14 protein-coding genes are annotated in these 15,889 nt (G+C 67.9%); 5 read left to right on the forward strand and 9 right to left on the reverse strand.

Annotated elements, in window-relative coordinates; translation table 11 throughout:
* Positions 1 to 2 precede the first annotated feature (2 nt).
* The 8 genes from ACE3P6_RS07055 to ACE3P6_RS07090 all read right to left on the reverse strand — a co-directional run bounded on the left by ACE3P6_RS07055 (position 3) and on the right by ACE3P6_RS07090 (position 7,004).
* On the reverse strand, positions 3 to 551 hold the full coding sequence (locus tag ACE3P6_RS07055; protein ID WP_374393145.1) for an SPOR domain-containing protein: 549 nt from the start codon (positions 549 to 551) through the stop codon (positions 3 to 5).
* Complete coding sequence (gene upp / locus ACE3P6_RS07060) at positions 548 to 1,180, reverse strand: uracil phosphoribosyltransferase (RefSeq protein WP_374393147.1); 633 nt, start codon at positions 1,178 to 1,180, stop codon at positions 548 to 550. The genes ACE3P6_RS07055 and upp overlap by 4 nt, the downstream gene beginning before the upstream one ends.
* Position 1,181: 1 nt before the next feature.
* Positions 1,182 to 2,159, reverse strand: coding sequence for an adenosine deaminase (locus tag ACE3P6_RS07065; RefSeq protein WP_374393150.1), 978 nt, complete (start codon positions 2,157 to 2,159; stop codon positions 1,182 to 1,184).
* Between the two features lie 71 nt (positions 2,160 to 2,230).
* Positions 2,231 to 3,427, reverse strand: coding sequence for a phosphopentomutase (locus ACE3P6_RS07070; protein WP_374393152.1), 1,197 nt, complete (start codon positions 3,425 to 3,427; stop codon positions 2,231 to 2,233).
* Positions 3,427 to 4,737: a thymidine phosphorylase gene (locus ACE3P6_RS07075; protein ID WP_374393155.1), complete on the reverse strand. Its 1,311-nt coding sequence runs from the start codon at positions 4,735 to 4,737 to the stop codon at positions 3,427 to 3,429. Before ACE3P6_RS07075 ends, ACE3P6_RS07070 begins: the two co-directional genes overlap by 1 nt.
* A complete protein-coding gene (locus ACE3P6_RS07080; RefSeq protein ID WP_374393157.1) occupies positions 4,734 to 5,147 on the reverse strand; it encodes a cytidine deaminase in 414 nt (137 codons plus the stop codon). Before ACE3P6_RS07080 ends, ACE3P6_RS07075 begins: the two co-directional genes overlap by 4 nt.
* 110 nt (positions 5,148 to 5,257) lie before the next feature.
* A complete protein-coding gene (locus ACE3P6_RS07085) occupies positions 5,258 to 6,349 on the reverse strand; it encodes a cupin domain-containing protein (protein ID WP_374393159.1) in 1,092 nt (363 codons plus the stop codon).
* Positions 6,350 to 6,359: 10 nt separating this feature from the next.
* Positions 6,360 to 7,004 carry a GntR family transcriptional regulator gene (locus ACE3P6_RS07090; protein WP_374393161.1) on the reverse strand — a complete coding sequence of 215 codons (645 nt, stop codon included), beginning with the start codon at positions 7,002 to 7,004 and terminating at the stop codon, positions 6,360 to 6,362.
* A gap of 287 nt (positions 7,005 to 7,291) precedes the next feature.
* Here ACE3P6_RS07090 and ACE3P6_RS07095 point away from each other — a divergent pair, with 287 nt between their 5' ends.
* The 4 genes from ACE3P6_RS07095 (at position 7,292) to ACE3P6_RS07110 (ending at position 13,790) form a co-directional block, all read left to right on the forward strand.
* Positions 7,292 to 9,580, forward strand: coding sequence for an NADP-dependent malic enzyme (locus ACE3P6_RS07095; protein ID WP_374393163.1), 2,289 nt, complete (start codon positions 7,292 to 7,294; stop codon positions 9,578 to 9,580).
* Between the two features lie 281 nt (positions 9,581 to 9,861).
* Positions 9,862 to 11,748 (forward strand): propionate-CoA ligase PrpE, encoded by a 1,887-nt coding sequence (prpE, locus tag ACE3P6_RS07100; RefSeq protein WP_374393164.1) that lies wholly within the window; start codon positions 9,862 to 9,864, stop codon positions 11,746 to 11,748.
* Positions 11,749 to 11,829: 81 nt separating this feature from the next.
* The gene (locus tag ACE3P6_RS07105; RefSeq protein WP_374393166.1) at positions 11,830 to 12,360 is read left to right on the forward strand and encodes a hypothetical protein; all 531 of its coding nucleotides are present in this window, start codon (positions 11,830 to 11,832) and stop codon (positions 12,358 to 12,360) included.
* On the forward strand, positions 12,357 to 13,790 hold the full coding sequence (locus tag ACE3P6_RS07110; RefSeq protein ID WP_374393168.1) for a sigma-54-dependent transcriptional regulator: 1,434 nt from the start codon (positions 12,357 to 12,359) through the stop codon (positions 13,788 to 13,790). The genes ACE3P6_RS07105 and ACE3P6_RS07110 overlap by 4 nt, the downstream gene beginning before the upstream one ends.
* 79 nt (positions 13,791 to 13,869) lie before the next feature.
* Here the strand turns inward: ACE3P6_RS07110 and ACE3P6_RS07115 are convergent, their stop codons facing one another.
* Positions 13,870 to 14,634, reverse strand: a complete 765-nt coding sequence (locus tag ACE3P6_RS07115; RefSeq protein ID WP_374393172.1) for an NAD kinase — start codon at positions 14,632 to 14,634, stop codon at positions 13,870 to 13,872.
* 204 nt (positions 14,635 to 14,838) lie between these two features.
* On the opposite strand from ACE3P6_RS07115, the gene glyA reads away from it, so the two are divergent.
* Positions 14,839 to 15,889 (forward strand): serine hydroxymethyltransferase (gene glyA / locus ACE3P6_RS07120; protein WP_374393174.1); only part of this gene is annotated, 1,051 nt, incomplete at its 3' end.

Below are 15,889 nucleotides of genomic sequence, written 5' to 3' on the forward strand. Positions count from 1 at the left end.
GCTCAGGGCCGGATCACGGTCGCGTCGGGAAAACCCTTGGCCCGCAGCACGTCGCGCGCCTTTGCGGCAGTCTCGGCATCAGCGAAAGGCCCGGCGAAGACCGTGGTCAGCGTCGAGGTCGCCCCCTGCACCTGTCCCCGGATCACCTGGTAGTCGAGATCGGCCAGCCGCGCCTCGGCCTTTTCGGCATTGGCCACCACTCCGAAACTGCCGACCGCGACGAAATACCCGCCGCTCGTCTGCCCGGTCGGCACCGGGTCCGCAACGCTGGCCGACGCAGCATCCGATGGCACCGGCTGCACGCCCACCTCCTCCGCCACCGGCACCCGATGGCCCGATGGCGGGTTGTCGCAGGACGGCACCCCCTCGCGCGACACGCGGGGAACCCAGACCACCTTTCCGCCAGACCCGGCTCGCACGAACATGCAGCCCTTGCTGTCGACATATTGCTGCCCGGCATAATCGGCCGGCGGCAGTTCGGCGGGCCGGATCGGCTCGGCCCCGGCGGGCGGTGCCGCCAGCAGCAGCACAATGGCCCCAGAGCGGATCATTTCGTCCCGAACATCCGGTCGCCGGCATCGCCCAGGCCCGGCACGATGTAGCCGTGGTCGTTCAGGTGGCTGTCCACCGCCGCCGTGACGATCGGCACATCGGGATGCGCCTCCTTCATCCGGGCGATCCCCTCTGGTGCCGCCAGCAGGCACAGGAAGCGGATCTGCTTCGCGCCCGCCTTCTTCAGCAGCGACACCGCCGCCGCACTTGAGTTCCCCGTCGCCAGCATCGGGTCGACCACGATGGCGATGCGGTCCTCCATGTGGTCGGGCAGCTTGTTGTAATACTGCACCGGCTGCAGCGTTTCCGGGTCGCGGTAAAGCCCCACGAACCCCACCCGCGCCGCCGGGATCAGCTCCAGGATACCGTCGAGAAGCCCGTTGCCCGCCCGCAGGATCGAGACCAGCGCCAGCTTCTTGCCCTCGATCATGGGCGCGTCCATCTCCTCCAGCGGCGTCTCGATCCGCTTGGTGGTCATCGGCAGTTCCCGCGTGACCTCATAGGCCAGGAGCAGGCTGATCTCGCGCAGAAGCTTGCGGAAACTGGCGGTCGAGGTGTCCTTCTCCCGCATCAGCGTCAGCTTGTGCTGGACCAGGGGGTGCGACACGACGGTCAGGTGATCCAGCATGTCAAACCTCCAGAAGCTTGCCGATCTTCGCCTTGGTATCCGCATCGCAGAAGGCCGCGTCAAGCGACTGGCGCGCGATGCGCCGGAATTGCCCCTCGTCCCAGTCGAAGGCCTTGTGCAGCTCGTCATATTCCCGCGCCATCGTGGTGTGGAAGAAGGGAGGATCGTCCGTCGAGATCGTGACCTTCACCCCTCGCCGGTCAAGCTCGCTGATCGGATGATCGCGGAAGCCCTTGTAGATGCCCAGCGTCACGTTCGACCCCGGACAGACCTCCAGCACGATGCCTTTCTCCGCCAGCTCGTCGACCAGGCCCAGGTCCTCGATGGCCCGCACGCCATGCCCGATCCGCTCCACTTCCAGGTCGCGCACCGCATCGCGCACGCTCTCGGGCCCGCCCCATTCCCCCGCATGCGCCGTCAGCCGAAGCCCCGCCTCGCGCGCGCAGTCGAAGGACCAGCGAAAATCCTTCGGCGCGCCGATCTTCTCGTCGCCCGCAATCCCGAAGCCCACGATCCAGTCGCCCGCCGTCTCCGCCGCGCAGCGCGCCGTCTCCCGCGCCTTCTCCGGCCCGAAATGCCGGATGCAGGTGATCACCCCGCGCAGCGTGATCCCCATCTGCCGCTCGGCCTGCGCCGCCGCCTCCCGCATCGCGTGCAGGTATTCCTTCCAGGCCCCGACATCCCGCCCCCCGCAGAAATCGGGGCTGAGGAAGGTTTCCGAATAGACCACCCCCGAGGCCGCCGATTCCTCCAGCACGGCAAGGGTCAGCCGCGCATAATCCTCGGGGCTTTGCAGGGTCGAGGTCGCCGCCTCATAGACCTTCAGGAAGTCCCAGAAGTCCTTGTAGCGATAGTTCCCCCGATCGTCGAAGATGCCGGATATGTCCAGATGCTTCTCCTGCGCCAGCCCCCGGATGAAGGCCGGCGGCGCCGCCCCCTCCAGATGCAGATGCAATTCGACCTTCGGCAATCCGCTCACGAAACGCTCCTGATTTCATCTTTGTCCAAGTATCCCGGGGGTCCGGGGGCTGGCCCCCGGTCCGCCAGAGGTCACAGGAAACTTCGCCCCGGCCCCTGCGACGGCACCCCCAGATGCGCTGCAATGCTGGCACCGACATCGACAAACCCCCGCAATCCCACGTCGCGAAGCCCCGCCCCCCAGCCGGTCAAGGGCACCCGTTCGCGGGTATGCTCGGTGCCCCGGAAGGTCGGGTCGTTGCCGTGGTCGGCGGTGAAGATGGCAAGGTCGCCGGGCCGCAGGGTGGCAAAGAACCGGGGCAGGCCCGCGTCGAACCACTCCAGCGCCCGGGCATAGCCCGAGACGTCGCGGGGATGGCCGTAAAGCGTGTCGAACTCGACGAAGTTCGCGAAGGTCAAGGAACCGGGCCCGGCCTCAGTTCCAAGCCGGACGAGATGTTCGAAAAGGTCAGCGTCGCTTTTCCCCTTCGACAGCGTGCCGATCCCGCGCATGGAAAAGATGTCGCCGATCTTGCCGATGGCATGGGTCGCCCGGCCCGCCCCCGCAACCCAGTCCAGCAGCGTCGGCGCAGGCGGCGCAATGGCATAGTCGTGCCGGTTCGAGGTCCGCCTGAAGTCGCCACAGGTCCCGGTGAAGGGCCGCGCGATGACCCGGCCCACCTTGCGGGCGTGCAGCATCGGCGCAAGGTCCTGGCAGAGCTTCAACAGACGCTCCAGCCCGAAGGCCTCTTCATGCGCGGCGATCTGGAACACAGAGTCGGCACTGGTGTAGCAGATCGGCCAGCCGGTCCGCAGGTGCTCCTCGCAATGCTCGGCGATGATCGGCACGCCGGAAGCATGGCAGTTGCCCAGGATGCCCTCCGTCCCCGCCAGGCGGCAGACTTCGGCCACGATATCGTCGGGGAAGGCAGGGATCGTGTCGGGGAAATAGGTCCAGTCCCAGGGCACCGGCACTCCCGCCAGCTCCCAGTGCCCCGAGGGCGTGTCCTTGCCCTTCGACACTTCGGTCGCCGCCCCCCACAGCCCCTCGGGCACCGCCTCCAGCCCCGGCGTCGCGGCACCCGAGGCCAGCCTTATCGCCGCCCCCAGCCCCAGCCGGTCAAGGTTCGGCATCTTCAACAGCCCCGACCGCCCGACCTCGGCCCGCCCCTCGGCGCAGGCTTGGGCGATATGGCCCAGCGTGTTCGACCCTTCGTCGCCGAAAGCCGCCGCATCCGGCGCGCCGCCGCAGCCGACGGAATCCATCACGATCAGGAAAGCACGCGTCATCAACCGATCCTCTTCTGTACCAGGTCGGGCTCTTCCGGCACCTCAGGCACGATCCCATAGGCCGCCTGCACCGCAGCGACCGCTGCCCGCGCGGCGTCTTCGGTCACCGCATGGACCATCGCCAGCGGCACCCCCTCGCCCGTCTCCTCGCCGATCCCCGCCAGGTCGGACAGCCCGACCGAGGGGTTCACCCGGTCGCTCTCGCGCAACCGCCCGCCGCCCAGATGCACCACCGCCTGCCCCAAAGCCTCGCCGTCGATCCGGGCAACGAACCCGTCGTGCAGCGCTGGCACCTCCATCATGACGGGGGCCGAGGGCAGCCGGTCCGGCCAGCGGTCGACGAAATCCGCCGGCCCGCCCTGCGCCACGACCATGCGCCCGAAACACTCCGCCGCGGCACCCGTTTCCAGCGCCTGCGCAATCCGCCCCTCGCCATCGCTTGCGTCCGAGGCCAGCCCCGCCAGCGCCAGCACCTCGCCGCCCAGCGCCACCGTCACGTCCCACAGCGCCACGTTGACCGAGGTGCCGGTCAGCGTCTCCATCACCTCGATCACCTCCAGCGCATTGCCCGCCGCCGTCGCCAGCGGCTGCGACATGTCGGTGATCAGCGCCGAGGTCATGCAGCCCGCCCCCTGCGCCGTCTTCACCAGCGACTGCGCCAGAGCCTCCGCCTGCGCCGCCGTCTTCATGAAGGCGCCCGAGCCGCATTTGACGTCCAGCACCAGCGCCTCCAGCCCGGCGGCCAGCTTCTTCGACAGGATCGACGCCGTGATCAGGTCGATCGACTCCACCGTCGCCGACACGTCGCGGATCGCATACAGCCGCCGGTCCGCCGGGGCGAGGTCGGCGCTGGCCGCGACGATGGCGCAATGCACCTCGGCCATCTGTTTCCGCAGGGCGCTTTCGGTCAGCCCGGTGCGAAAGCCGGGGATCGACTCAAGCTTGTCGAGCGTGCCCCCGGTATGCCCCAGCCCGCGGCCCGAGATCATCGGGACGTAGGCACCGCAGCAGGCCAAAGCCGGGGCCAGCAGCAGCGAGGTGCAATCCCCGATCCCGCCGGTGGAATGCTTGTCGACCACCGGCCCGGGCAGGTCCCAGTCCAGCACGCGGCCCGAGTCGCGCATCCCCCGCGTCAGGGCGACCCGGCCCTCCTCGGACAGCCCTTTCAAGAGCACCGCCATCGCGAAGGCCCCGGCCTGGGCATCCGTCACCGCACCCGAGGCGAGGCCCATCGCGAACCAGCGCAGGTCATCGGCCGAAGGCTGGCCGCCGTCGCGCACCCGGGCGATGATGGCGCGGGCGTCGGTCACGCCCGGTCCATATGCGCGGCGGTGAAGACGCCGGGCAGAAGCTCGGCCACCGTCATCACCTTCTCTTTCCCGTCCGTGGTGCAGAGCGTGACCCGCACCTCCTGCCCGGCGAATTCGGCGATCTTCTGGCGGCAGCCGCCACAGGGCGGCACCGGATCAGGGCTGTCGGCGATCACGCAGACCTCGGCGATGCGGGTATCCCCCGCCGCGATCATCGCCGCGATGGCCCCCGCCTCGGCGCAGGTGCCTTCCGGGTAGGCGACATTCTCGACATTGCAGCCGACATGCACCGCGCCGGAGGTGCTGCGCAAAGCCGCCCCGACCTTGAACCGCGAATAGGGCGCATAGGCGCGTTCCCGCACCATTGTCGCCGCCTCCAGAAGCGTCATCGCACCCCTCCGCTTGACCATTTGGTCAGAGTGTGGGGCCGCCCGCCAATTTGCGCAAGCCGGGTGTGCTCGTCGTGCGCCTTCGGCTTCTCCTCGCGACTCCGACGAGAAGCGAAGCGCACGAGGAGGCTTTATTTGGACACCACCCGCGTCGGAGGATTGCCGGGCAGCGTCACTTCCAGCAGCTCAAGGTCCGCCGTCGGATCGGCATAGCGCGTCGCCATACCCGGCGGGATCACGAAGGCATCGCCGGGCGACAAGCGGTAGGGATCCTTGCCCTCGCCCTCAAGTGTCATCCCGCCGGTCATCACGAAGGTGAAGAGGATATCCCCGTCATGCACCGTCCAAGGCACGGCCACGCCAGTGGGCCGCGCCACCATGACCGAGGCCACGCCCCTGGTATTCTCGTTGATCGTCGTATCCCGCGCCTCGAAGCCGGGAATGCGGAAGGGCTTGAATAGCCCCTTCGACCCGATGTCGTGGACGAAACGCTGCCCGTCCCACTCCCGCTCCGGTCGATAGTGCGGGGTCGGCAGTTTCATCTCGTGGTCGATCTCGGTCACATGTTCCGCCGGGACACCGATCTCCACCACCTGCACGCCCTCGGAATGCAGCACCTTGTGGCGGATGCCGGGCGGCTGGATGAAGCAGTCCCCGGCATGGATGCGGCGGATATCGCCTTGATCCTCGTAAAGCACATCCACCCACCCGGCGACGCAGAAGATCAGCTGGAAGCCGACCTTGTGGAAATGCACCATGTCCGGCACCGGCCCGTCCGGCACCCGGATGTGGCTCGCGATCATCGCGCCGCCCAGCCGCGAGGGCACCAGATCGCGATACTCCATCCCCGCCCGCCCGATCACCCAGGGCGCCTGGTCGGCCAGCCGCCGCACCACGAAGGCGTGCTCCGTCGCGGGCGTCACCACCGGCGGGTTCAGCTCGTCGATCTCCACCTTGGTCCCGTTCGGCGCCGTCAGCGCCTTCGCCCCGCCCGCAAAACCCGGATCGTCAGTCAGGATGCGCAGCGTGCCCGGCGCCTCGCCTGCCCCCTTCTCGATCCTGAGCCGCACGCCATGCCCGGACAGCACCGCCACCGAGGGGTTGTCGGCGGGAAAGATCATGTCCAGCCGGAAGCCCAGCGTCCTGGTGTAGAACGGCAGGTCGTTGCGCAATTCCTGCGTCGGCAGGCGGATTTCGGCGCGGATTTCGGCGGCATCGGTCATGGCATCCCCTTCAGGCAATGAGGCCGGTGGCAAGGCCCCGGCGGTAGCTTTCCTCGGCATCGTAGATGAAGCGCAGCATCCGGTCCTGCGCGGCAAGGCCGTCACCGGACCGGAAGGCGGCGAACAGCGCCCGTAGCCCGGCAAGGGTGGTCGCCCGCGCCTCGGGGTCCGGCAGGGTGGCAAAGCGCACCGACTGCACCTGGCCGGAGTAGCGCTGGATCCCCTGGCGCAGCTCGCCGTTGCGCACTGCCCCCAGCCAGCCGTTGCGAAACCCCTCGGCCCCGCGGTGGAAGGCGGCCACATCCGCCCCCGCGCCCTCGGCCAGGGCCAGTGCCGCGCCCATCGTGGCAAGGTCGGCCTCGCCCCGGTCGCGGGCGACCCCGGCGACGGCATGGGGTTCCAACAGGCGGCGCAGGACGAAGACTTCGGCGATGCGGTCGGGGGCAAGGTTCGGCAGCGCGAAACCCCGGCTGGTGCTTTCCAGATAGCCTTCCGACGCCAGCTGCATCAGCGCCTCGCGCACCGGCATCCGGCTGACGCCCATCTCTGCCGCGATGGCCTGGTCGACCAGACGGGTCTCCGGGCCGATCTCACCCCGCAGCAGGCGGGAGCGCAGGGCGTCATGGATGCGGGTGCGGTGGCTGGTGCGGGACATGGGGGCCTATGATGGGTCTACGGCAGAAGTATACTGTTTACTTGTCTTGTCCAGCGATTTTCCCGAAATTCCGCCAATCTGATCTATTCTTCGCATGTTTCCGTATACTGTATTGCCCGACCACCCCGGCACTTTCTTGCAAAGCCGAAAAGCACTTGCTGGTTTTCATTGATTTCCATCGGCGGCGAATGCAGGCATTCTGCCACGGCACAGCCACGCGGACCGACCGGGCCGCGAGCGTGACAAACAGGATGGTTCAACGTTAAACCATCTGGCGGAGGGGACCGATGGACGACCGGCAGGACGAGGCGAAACAGGCGGCACGGCAGGCGGCACTGGACTACCATGAGTTTCCGAAGCCCGGGAAACTGGAAATCCGCGCGACGAAGCCGCTCGCCAACGGTCGCGACCTCGCCCGCGCCTATTCCCCCGGCGTGGCCGAGGCCTGCCTGGAAATCAAGGCCGATCCTGCCACCGCCTCGCGCTACACCTCGAAGGGCAACCTCGTCGCCGTCATCTCGAACGGCACCGCCGTCCTTGGCCTTGGCAATATCGGCGCGCTGGCCTCGAAGCCGGTGATGGAGGGCAAGGCCGTCCTCTTCAAGAAATTCGCCAATATCGACTGCTTCGACATCGAGGTGAACGAACCCGACCCGGTGAAGCTGGCCGAGATCGTCTGCGCGTTGGAGCCCAGCTTCGGCGCGGTGAACCTGGAAGACATCAAGGCCCCCGACTGCTTCATCGTCGAAAAGCTCTGCCGGGAGAGGATGAACATCCCGGTCTTCCACGACGACCAGCACGGCACCGCCATCGTCGTCGGCGCGGCGGCGACCAATGCGATGATCGTCGCGGGCAAAAAATTCGCCGACATCAAGGTCGTCTCCACCGGCGGTGGGGCGGCGGGGATCGCCTGCCTGGAAATGCTGGTGAAGCTGGGCGTCAAGCGCGAGAACGTCTGGCTTTGCGACCTTGAGGGCCTTGTCTACCACGGCCGGGCCGAGCAGATGACCCAGCAGAAGGCCGCCTTTGCGCAAGGCACCAAAGCCGCCGGTCTGGCCGACGTGATCAAGGGCGCGGACCTCTTCCTCGGCCTCTCCGGCCCCGGCGTTTTGACCCCCGCGATGGTCAGCGACATGGCACCGAACCCGATCATCTTCGCGCTGGCCAACCCCACGCCGGAAATCCTGCCCGACGAGGCCCGCAAGGTCGCTCCCGGCGCGATCATCGCCACCGGGCGATCCGACTTTCCGAACCAGGTCAACAACGTCCTCTGCTTCCCCTTCATCTTCCGCGGCGCGCTGGACGTGGGCGCGACCACCATCAACGACGCGATGGAGCTGGCCTGCATCGAAGGCATCGCCGCGCTGGCCCGCGCCACGACGTCAGCCGAGGCCGCTGCCGCCTACCGGGGAGAAACCCTCAGCTTCGGCCCCGACTATCTGATCCCCAAACCCTTCGACCCCCGCCTGATCGGCGTCGTCGCCTCTGCCGTGGCCCGCGCCGCGATGGAAACCGGCGTCGCCACGAGGCCGCTGGACGACCTTGACGCCTACAAGCGCAAGCTGGACGGCTCGGTGTTCAAGTCCGCCCTCCTGATGCGCCCGGTCTTCGAGGCGTCGAAACTCGCCACCCGCCGCATCGTCTTTGCCGAGGGCGAGGATGAACGGGTCCTGCGCGCCGCCAACGCGATGCTGGAGGAAACCACTGACCTCCCCATCCTGATCGGCCGCCCGGAAGTGGTGGAAGCCCGCTGCGAACGCGCCGGCCTGCCGATCCGCCCGGGCCGCGACTTCCATCTGGTCAACCCGGAGAATGACCACCGCTACCGCGACTACTGGGGCGCCTACCACGAATTGATGGCCCGGCAGGGCGTCACCCCCGACACGGCGCGGGCGGTGATGCGCACCAACACCACGGCCATCGGCGCGATCATGGTGCATCGGGACGAGGCCGACAGCCTGATCTGCGGCACTTTCGGCCAGTTTAACTGGCACCTCGGCTATGTCCGCCAGATTCTTGCGCGCGGGGGCCTGCATCCGGTGGGGGCGCTCAGCCTGATGATCCTGGAGGACGGCCCGCTCTTCATCGCCGACACCCATGTCCATTCCGAACCCTCGCCGCAGCAGATCATGGAGACGGTGATCGGCGCCGCCCGCCACGTCCGCCGTTTCGGCATCACTCCGAAGATCGCGCTCTGCACGCAAAGCCAGTTCGGCAACATGGACAACGCCTCGGCCCGCCGCATGCGCGACGCGCTGGAGCTTCTGGACCAGCGCGAACCCGACTTCGCCTATGAGGGCGAGATGAACCTCGATGCCGCGCTCGACCAGTCGATCCGCGACCGGCTCCTGCCCAATTCGCGCTACGAAGGGGCGGCGAACGTGCTGGTCTTTGCGTCTTCGGAGGTCGCCTCGGGGGTGCGCAACATCCTGAAGGTCAAGGCCGGGGGGCTGGAGGTCGGGCCGATCCTGATGGGCATGGGCAACAAGGCGCATGTGGTGACCCCGGCGATCACCGCGCGGGGCTTGCTGAATATGTCCGCCATCGCCGGGACGCCGGTCGCGCATTATGGGTGACGATTCGCCGATTTCTTCGAAGAAATCGGATCGGAGCCTTCAAAGGCTCCGGCGCGGAGTTTTCGAAAACTCCGCCTCACCCGGAACTGTAGCGCCAAGTTTGCAAAGTCGTCCCGGCTCACGGCTTGACTTCGCCATTCAACGAAACTTTGCATAATCCTCCATCCATATCCGGCAAATTCTGCAAATCTGCCGCAGGCTGTTGCCGGTAACAGCGTTGCGTTGACGGTATCCCTTGGCATACCACCAGCGGCAGGAGACATCGGCGGGGGGAGATCGCGATGGGCTACGCACAGATCTACAAGTCGTGGGCTGACGACCCGGAGGGGTTCTGGCTGACCGCTGCGGGTGGCATCGACTGGGTGACGAAACCGACCAAGGCGCTCGATGCCTCCCGTGCCCCCCTCTACGAATGGTTCACCGACGCGCAGGTCAACACCTGCTGGAACGCCGTCGACCGCCACGTCGTCGCAGGCCGGGGCAAGCAGCCCGCCATCATCCACGACAGCCCCGTCACCGGGACGAAACACGTCATCACCTACGCCGAGCTGCAAAACCGCGTCGCCCGTCTGGCGGGTGCGCTGAATGCCAAAGGCATCCAGAAGGGCGACCGGGTCATCATCTACATGCCGATGGTCCCCGAAGCCTTGGAGGCGATGCTCGCCTGTGCCCGGCTCGGCGCGATCCACTCCGTCGTCTTCGGCGGCTTCGCAGCCCACGAACTCGCCGTCCGCATCGACGACTGCACCCCCAAGGCGATCATCGCCGCCTCCTGTGGGATCGAGCCCTCCCGCGTCGTCCACTACAAGCCCCTCCTCGACGCCGCCATCGAGCAGGCGACCCACAAGCCCGGTTTCTGCGTGATCTTCCAGCGCGAACAGGAGGTGGCCAAGCTCACCCCCGGCCGCGATCACGCCTGGCACGAATTCCAGTACGGCGTCCAACCGGCCGACTGCGTGCCGGTCGAAGGCAACCACCCGGCCTATATCCTCTACACCTCCGGCACCACCGGAGCGCCGAAGGGCGTCGTCCGCCCCACCGCCGGGCACCTCGTCGCCCTCAACTGGACAATGCGCGCGATCTACAACGTCGGCGCGGGCGATGTGTTCTGGGCGGCCAGCGACGTGGGCTGGGTCGTCGGCCACAGCTACATCTGCTATGGCCCGCTGATCGCCGGTTGCACGACGATCGTCTACGAAGGCAAGCCCGTCGGCACCCCCGACGCCGCCGCCTTCTGGCGGGTGATCGCCGAGCACAAAGTCAAGTCCTTCTTCACCGCCCCCACCGCCCTGCGCGCCATCAAGCGCGAGGATCCCGAGGGCAAGCTGGTCCCCCACCTCCAGACCCTCCAGGCGCTGTATCTGGCGGGAGAACGCGCCGACCCCGACACGATCCACTGGGCCGCAAAGCATCTGAACGTCCCCGTGATCGACCACTGGTGGCAGACCGAAACCGGCTATGCCATCGCCGCGAACCCGCTGGGGATCGAACATCTGCCGGTCAAGATCGGCTCGCCCTCCGTCGCCATGCCCGGCTATGACGTGCAGGTGCTGGACGAGGGCGGCCACCCGGTCAGCCCCGGCACGCTCGGCGCCATCGCGGTGAAGCTGCCCCTGCCCCCCGGCACCCTGCCGACCCTCTGGAACGCCGAGGAGCGGTTCCTGAAAAGCTACCTGAACCACTTCCCCGGCTACTACGAGACCGGGGACGCGGGCTATGTCGACGCCGACGGCTATCTCTACATCATGGCCCGCACCGATGACGTGATCAACGTCGCGGGCCACCGGCTATCCACCGGCGCGATGGAGGAGGTTCTGGCCAGCCACCGGGATGTCGCCGAATGCGCGGTGATCGGGGTGGCCGACGACCTCAAGGGCCAGTCGCCGCTGGGCTTCCTCTGCCTCAACAAGGGCAGCAACCGCCCGCATGACGAGGTGGTGAAGGAATGCGTCAAACTGGTACGCGACCAGATCGGCCCGGTCGCCGATTTCAAGCGCGCGGTGGTGGTCGACCGCCTGCCGAAGACCCGCTCGGGCAAGATCCTGCGCGGGACGATGGTCAAGATCGCCGATGGTCAGGCCTGGAAGATGCCCGCCACCATCGACGACCCGGCCATTCTGGACGAGATCACCACCGCGCTGCAAAGCCTGGGGCTGGCGAAAGCCTGACGCGCCACTGGACAGCGCGTGCAACCTGAGGCAATCTTTGCATATTGCAAAGATTCCTCTGGCACGCCCGACCCTGACCGGATGACCCGCCCCGACGCCGCGCCTAGGGACCCGATCGAAGGTCCGCTGCAAGACCTGCGCCGCGCGGTTCAGGCGCTGCGCCCGCATCTGGAAACCCCCGACCAGCTGGCCGAGCTTTCGCTGATCGAGGATGCGCTTGCCCGCCTGTCCGCGCCCCGCGCCAGTGCCGCGCCGCTGGCCGAATTCGATCCCTCGCGCCTTGGCCACCTGCTTGACATCACCGGGCCGGAGCTGGCCGTCGAACTCCTCGCCCGGCTGACCGAAGACCTGACCGCCACGCAGGACCTGCTGGAAACCGGCGCGGTCGAGGCCGACTGGAAGCGCCTGCGCGAAGGCAGCCATGTGCTGATCTCGCTGTCCGGTTCGGTGGGCGCCCTGTCGCTGCAGGCCATGTCGGAAGACCTGAACGCCATCGCCCACCGGCAGGACCGCGATGCGCTCGACGTGCTGATGCCGCCCCTTGCGGGCGAGCTTGCCACCCTGATCCAGTTGATCCGCGCCACCCGGCCGCCCCTTGGTAACGCCCGATGAAATCGCCCTCCTCTCCCTCCCGTCCCTCGGTGCTTCTGGTCGAGGACACGCTCTCGCTCCAGATGGTCTACCGCTCGATCCTCGCCACCGCCGGTCACCGCGTCGCCACCGCCGCCAGCGCAGCCGAGGGGCTGGAGCAGTTCCGCACCCACCGCCCCCTGGTCGTGCTCCTTGACCTCATGCTGCCCGACCGCGACGGGCTGGAGGTGATGCAGGACATCCTGACGCTCCAGCCCGAGACCCGCGTCATCGCGATCACCGCCAACGGCTCGGTCAACCGCGCGGTCGAGGCCATGCGGGCGGGGGCGCATGACTTCCTGGTCAAGCCCTTCGACGAAGGCAAGTTCCTGTCGGCAGTGCAGAACGCGCTGGCCGAAGCCAACCCGCGCGAGGCCCCGAAACCCGCCGATCCGTCCGCCCCCGCCACCCGCAGCCGCGATGCCGGCGAGGTTGCCGAAGGCTCGGGCTTCATCGGCAATTCCGACGCGATGAAGCGCATCCACGGGACCATCGGTTCGGTCGCGCGCTCGATGGCGACCGTGTTCATCACCGGCGAAAGCGGCACCGGGAAGGAACTCTGCGCGCTGGCGGTCCATGCCAATTCCAACCGCGCCTCGGGCCCTTTCATCGCGCTGAACTGCGGCGCGATCCCGCAGGACCTGCTGGAATCGGAAGTCTTCGGCCATATGAAGGGCAGCTTCACCGGCGCGATTTCCGACAAGCCCGGGGCGGCGGCGGCGGCGGATGGCGGGACGCTGTTCCTGGACGAGATCTGCGAGATGGCCCCGGCGCTGCAGACCAAGCTTTTGCGCTTCCTGCAGACCTCGACCGTGCAACCCGTGGGGGCCACCCGTCCCCGCAAGGTGAACGTCCGCATCGTCTGCGCCACCAACCAGGACCCGCTGGATGCCGTCCGCCGCGGCCAGTTCCGCGAGGACCTCTACTACCGGCTCTACGTCGTGCCGATCCACATGCCGCCTCTGCGCGACCGCGGCCAGGACGTGATCGAGATCGCCGAGGCCGCACTGACCCGCTTCGCGCAGGAGGAAGGCCGCCTGTTCCACGGCCTCGACCCTTCGGTCCGCAGCCTGATGCAATCGCTGCCCTGGCCCGGCAACGTGCGCCAGCTTCTGAACGTGATGCGCAACGTGGTGGTGCTGAACGAGGGCGGCTGGGTCACGCCCGAGATGCTGCCCCCCGGCCTGACCGAGGAAGACATCGGCACGGCATCGGGATCGTTCCCCGCGCCCGGTCCCGAACTGACCGCCGACTCGCTCCTCGGCCTCCCCCTCGCCGCGGCCGAGCGCCGGTTGATCGAGGCGACGCTGGCGCTGCACGGCGGCTCGATCCCCAAGGCCGCGCGGGTGCTCGACGTGTCGCCCTCCACCCTCTACCGCAAGATCGAGGCCTGGAGCGCCAAGGCCAGCTGACCGCTCCTCGGCGACTTCGTCCCTCGTCGCTGAAGCCCCCAACGACGAGAAGACGAAGTCGCGACGCAGGAGCCGAGTTTCAGACGAACTGCTCGCCGATCAGCCGTTCCTCCAGCCCATGCCCCGGATCGAACAGCAGCCGGTGGCTCAGGCTCTCGTCCGACCGCACCTCGACGCTGATCACGTCCCGGGTCGAGGACCGGCTGTCGGCATCCGCCATCACCGGCCGCTTGTCGCCCTCGACCACATCGAAGCGCACCACCGCCGTCCGGGGCAGCAGCGCGCCGCGCCAGCGCCGGGGCCGGAAGGCCGCCATCGCGGTCAGCGCCAGAACGTCCGAGCCGATGGGCAGGATCGGGCCATGCGCCGAATAGTTGTAGGCCGTCGACCCGGCGGGCGTCGCCACCAGCGCCCCGTCGCAGACCAGCTCTTCCAGCCGGACCCGCCCGTCGATGCTGACGCGCAGCTTCGCCGCCTGCGGCCCCTGGCGCAGCAGCGAGACTTCGTTGATCGCCAGCGCCTCCGTCACCTTGCCGCGCACGGTCTCGGCCCGCATCACCAGCGGATTGATCACCGTCTCCTCCGCCGCCTGAAGGCGTGCAGGCAAGTCCTCCAGCGCATAGGCGTTCATCAGGAAGCCGATGGTGCCGCAGTTCATCCCGTAGACCGGCAGCCGCCGCCCATGCGCCGCGTGCAGGGTCTGCAGCATGAACCCGTCACCGCCCAGCGCCACCACCACCTCGGCGCGGCGGGCATCCGCCTGGCCATAGGCCGCGGTCAGCGCCTGGAACGCCGCCACCGCCGCCGGGGCCTTCGAGGCCGTGAACCGGATCCGTCGCTCCATGCATCCCCCATCCCTTGCCGCCAGTCTTGGCCGCCCGGCCCGGCAAACTCAACCCCGGTTCTGGCCCCGCCCGGTTTCACGCCCGGCCCCGATTTCGCGCGCAGGACGGAACCTGTCGCTTTCTTGCCTTTCCCGATGCCGGTGCCTGGTCTAAACAGCCGCCACACTTCACCCGCCTTTCCCCTTGCCACGAGGACTTGACGCATGACCGCATCCCCCCGCGACACCGGTTTCTTCACCGAGCCTTTGTCCTCGCGCGACCCGGAACTCTTTGGCGCCGTGCAGCAGGAGCTTGGCCGCCAGCGCCACGAGATCGAGCTGATCGCCAGCGAGAACATCGTCTCCCGCGCGGTGATGGAGGCTCAAGGGTCGGTCCTGACCAACAAATATGCCGAAGGCTACCCGGGCCGCCGCTACTACGGCGGCTGCCAGTATGTCGACGTGGCCGAGAACCTCGCCATCGACCGCGCGAAGCAGCTCTTCGGCTGCGCCCATGCCAATGTCCAGCCGAACTCCGGCTCCCAGGCCAACCAGGGCGTGTTCCAGGCGCTCCTGAAGCCCGGCGACACCATCCTTGGCATGTCCTTGGACGCCGGTGGCCACCTCACCCACGGCGCCGCGCCGAACCAGTCCGGCAAGTGGTTCAAGGCGGTGCAATACGGCGTCCGCAAGCAGGACCTGACGCTGAACTACGACCAGCTGGCCGAACTGGCGACCGAACACCAGCCCAAACTCATCATCGCCGGCGGCTCCGCCATCCCCCGCATCATCGACTTCGCCCGGATGCGCGAGATCGCCGACAGCGTCGGTGCCTACCTGCTGGTGGACATGGCCCATTTCGCCGGGCTGGTGGCGGCAGGCCTCTACCCCAGCCCCTTCCCGCATGCCCATGTCGCCACCACCACGACGCACAAGACCCTGCGCGGCCCGCGCGGGGGCATGATCCTCACCAACGACGAGGAGATCGCGAAGAAGGTCAACTCTGCCATCTTCCCCGGCATCCAGGGCGGCCCCTTGATGCATGTCATCGCCGCCAAGGCGGTCGCTTTCGGTGAAGCACTCCGGCCCGGCTTCAAGAGCTACCAGGCCCAGGTGGTGAAGAACGCGCAGGCCCTGGCGGATGAGCTGATGAAGGGCGGGCTCGACATCGTCACCGGCGGCACCGACACCCATCTGATGCTGGTCGACCTGCGCCCCAAGGGGGTGAAGGGCAACGCGACCGAGAAGGCCTTGGGCCGCGCCTGGATCACCTGCA

The sequence above is a fragment of the Tabrizicola sp. genome, assembly GCF_041911175.1.
GTDB lineage: Bacteria > Pseudomonadota > Alphaproteobacteria > Rhodobacterales > Rhodobacteraceae > Tabrizicola.

What these genes read in the sequence shown, in the direction of transcription:
- ACE3P6_RS07055 (WP_374393145.1), bottom strand. Translation starts at nt 551, where the DNA reads ATGATCCGCTCTGGGGCCATTGTGCTGCTGCTGGCGGCACCGCCCGCC.
- upp (WP_374393147.1), bottom strand. Translation starts at nt 1,180, where the DNA reads ATGCTGGATCACCTGACCGTCGTGTCGCACCCCCTGGTCCAGCACAAG.
- ACE3P6_RS07070 (WP_374393152.1), bottom strand. Translation starts at nt 3,427, where the DNA reads ATGACGCGTGCTTTCCTGATCGTGATGGATTCCGTCGGCTGCGGCGGC.
- ACE3P6_RS07080 (WP_374393157.1), bottom strand. Translation starts at nt 5,147, where the DNA reads ATGGTCAAGCGGAGGGGTGCGATGACGCTTCTGGAGGCGGCGACAATG.
- ACE3P6_RS07085 (WP_374393159.1), bottom strand. Translation starts at nt 6,349, where the DNA reads ATGACCGATGCCGCCGAAATCCGCGCCGAAATCCGCCTGCCGACGCAG.
- ACE3P6_RS07090 (WP_374393161.1), bottom strand. Translation starts at nt 7,004, where the DNA reads ATGTCCCGCACCAGCCACCGCACCCGCATCCATGACGCCCTGCGCTCC.
- ACE3P6_RS07095 (WP_374393163.1), top strand. Translation starts at nt 7,292, where the DNA reads ATGGACGACCGGCAGGACGAGGCGAAACAGGCGGCACGGCAGGCGGCA.
- prpE (WP_374393164.1), top strand. Translation starts at nt 9,862, where the DNA reads ATGGGCTACGCACAGATCTACAAGTCGTGGGCTGACGACCCGGAGGGG.
- ACE3P6_RS07105 (WP_374393166.1), top strand. Translation starts at nt 11,830, where the DNA reads ATGACCCGCCCCGACGCCGCGCCTAGGGACCCGATCGAAGGTCCGCTG.
- ACE3P6_RS07110 (WP_374393168.1), top strand. Translation starts at nt 12,357, where the DNA reads ATGAAATCGCCCTCCTCTCCCTCCCGTCCCTCGGTGCTTCTGGTCGAG.
- ACE3P6_RS07115 (WP_374393172.1), bottom strand. Translation starts at nt 14,634, where the DNA reads ATGGAGCGACGGATCCGGTTCACGGCCTCGAAGGCCCCGGCGGCGGTG.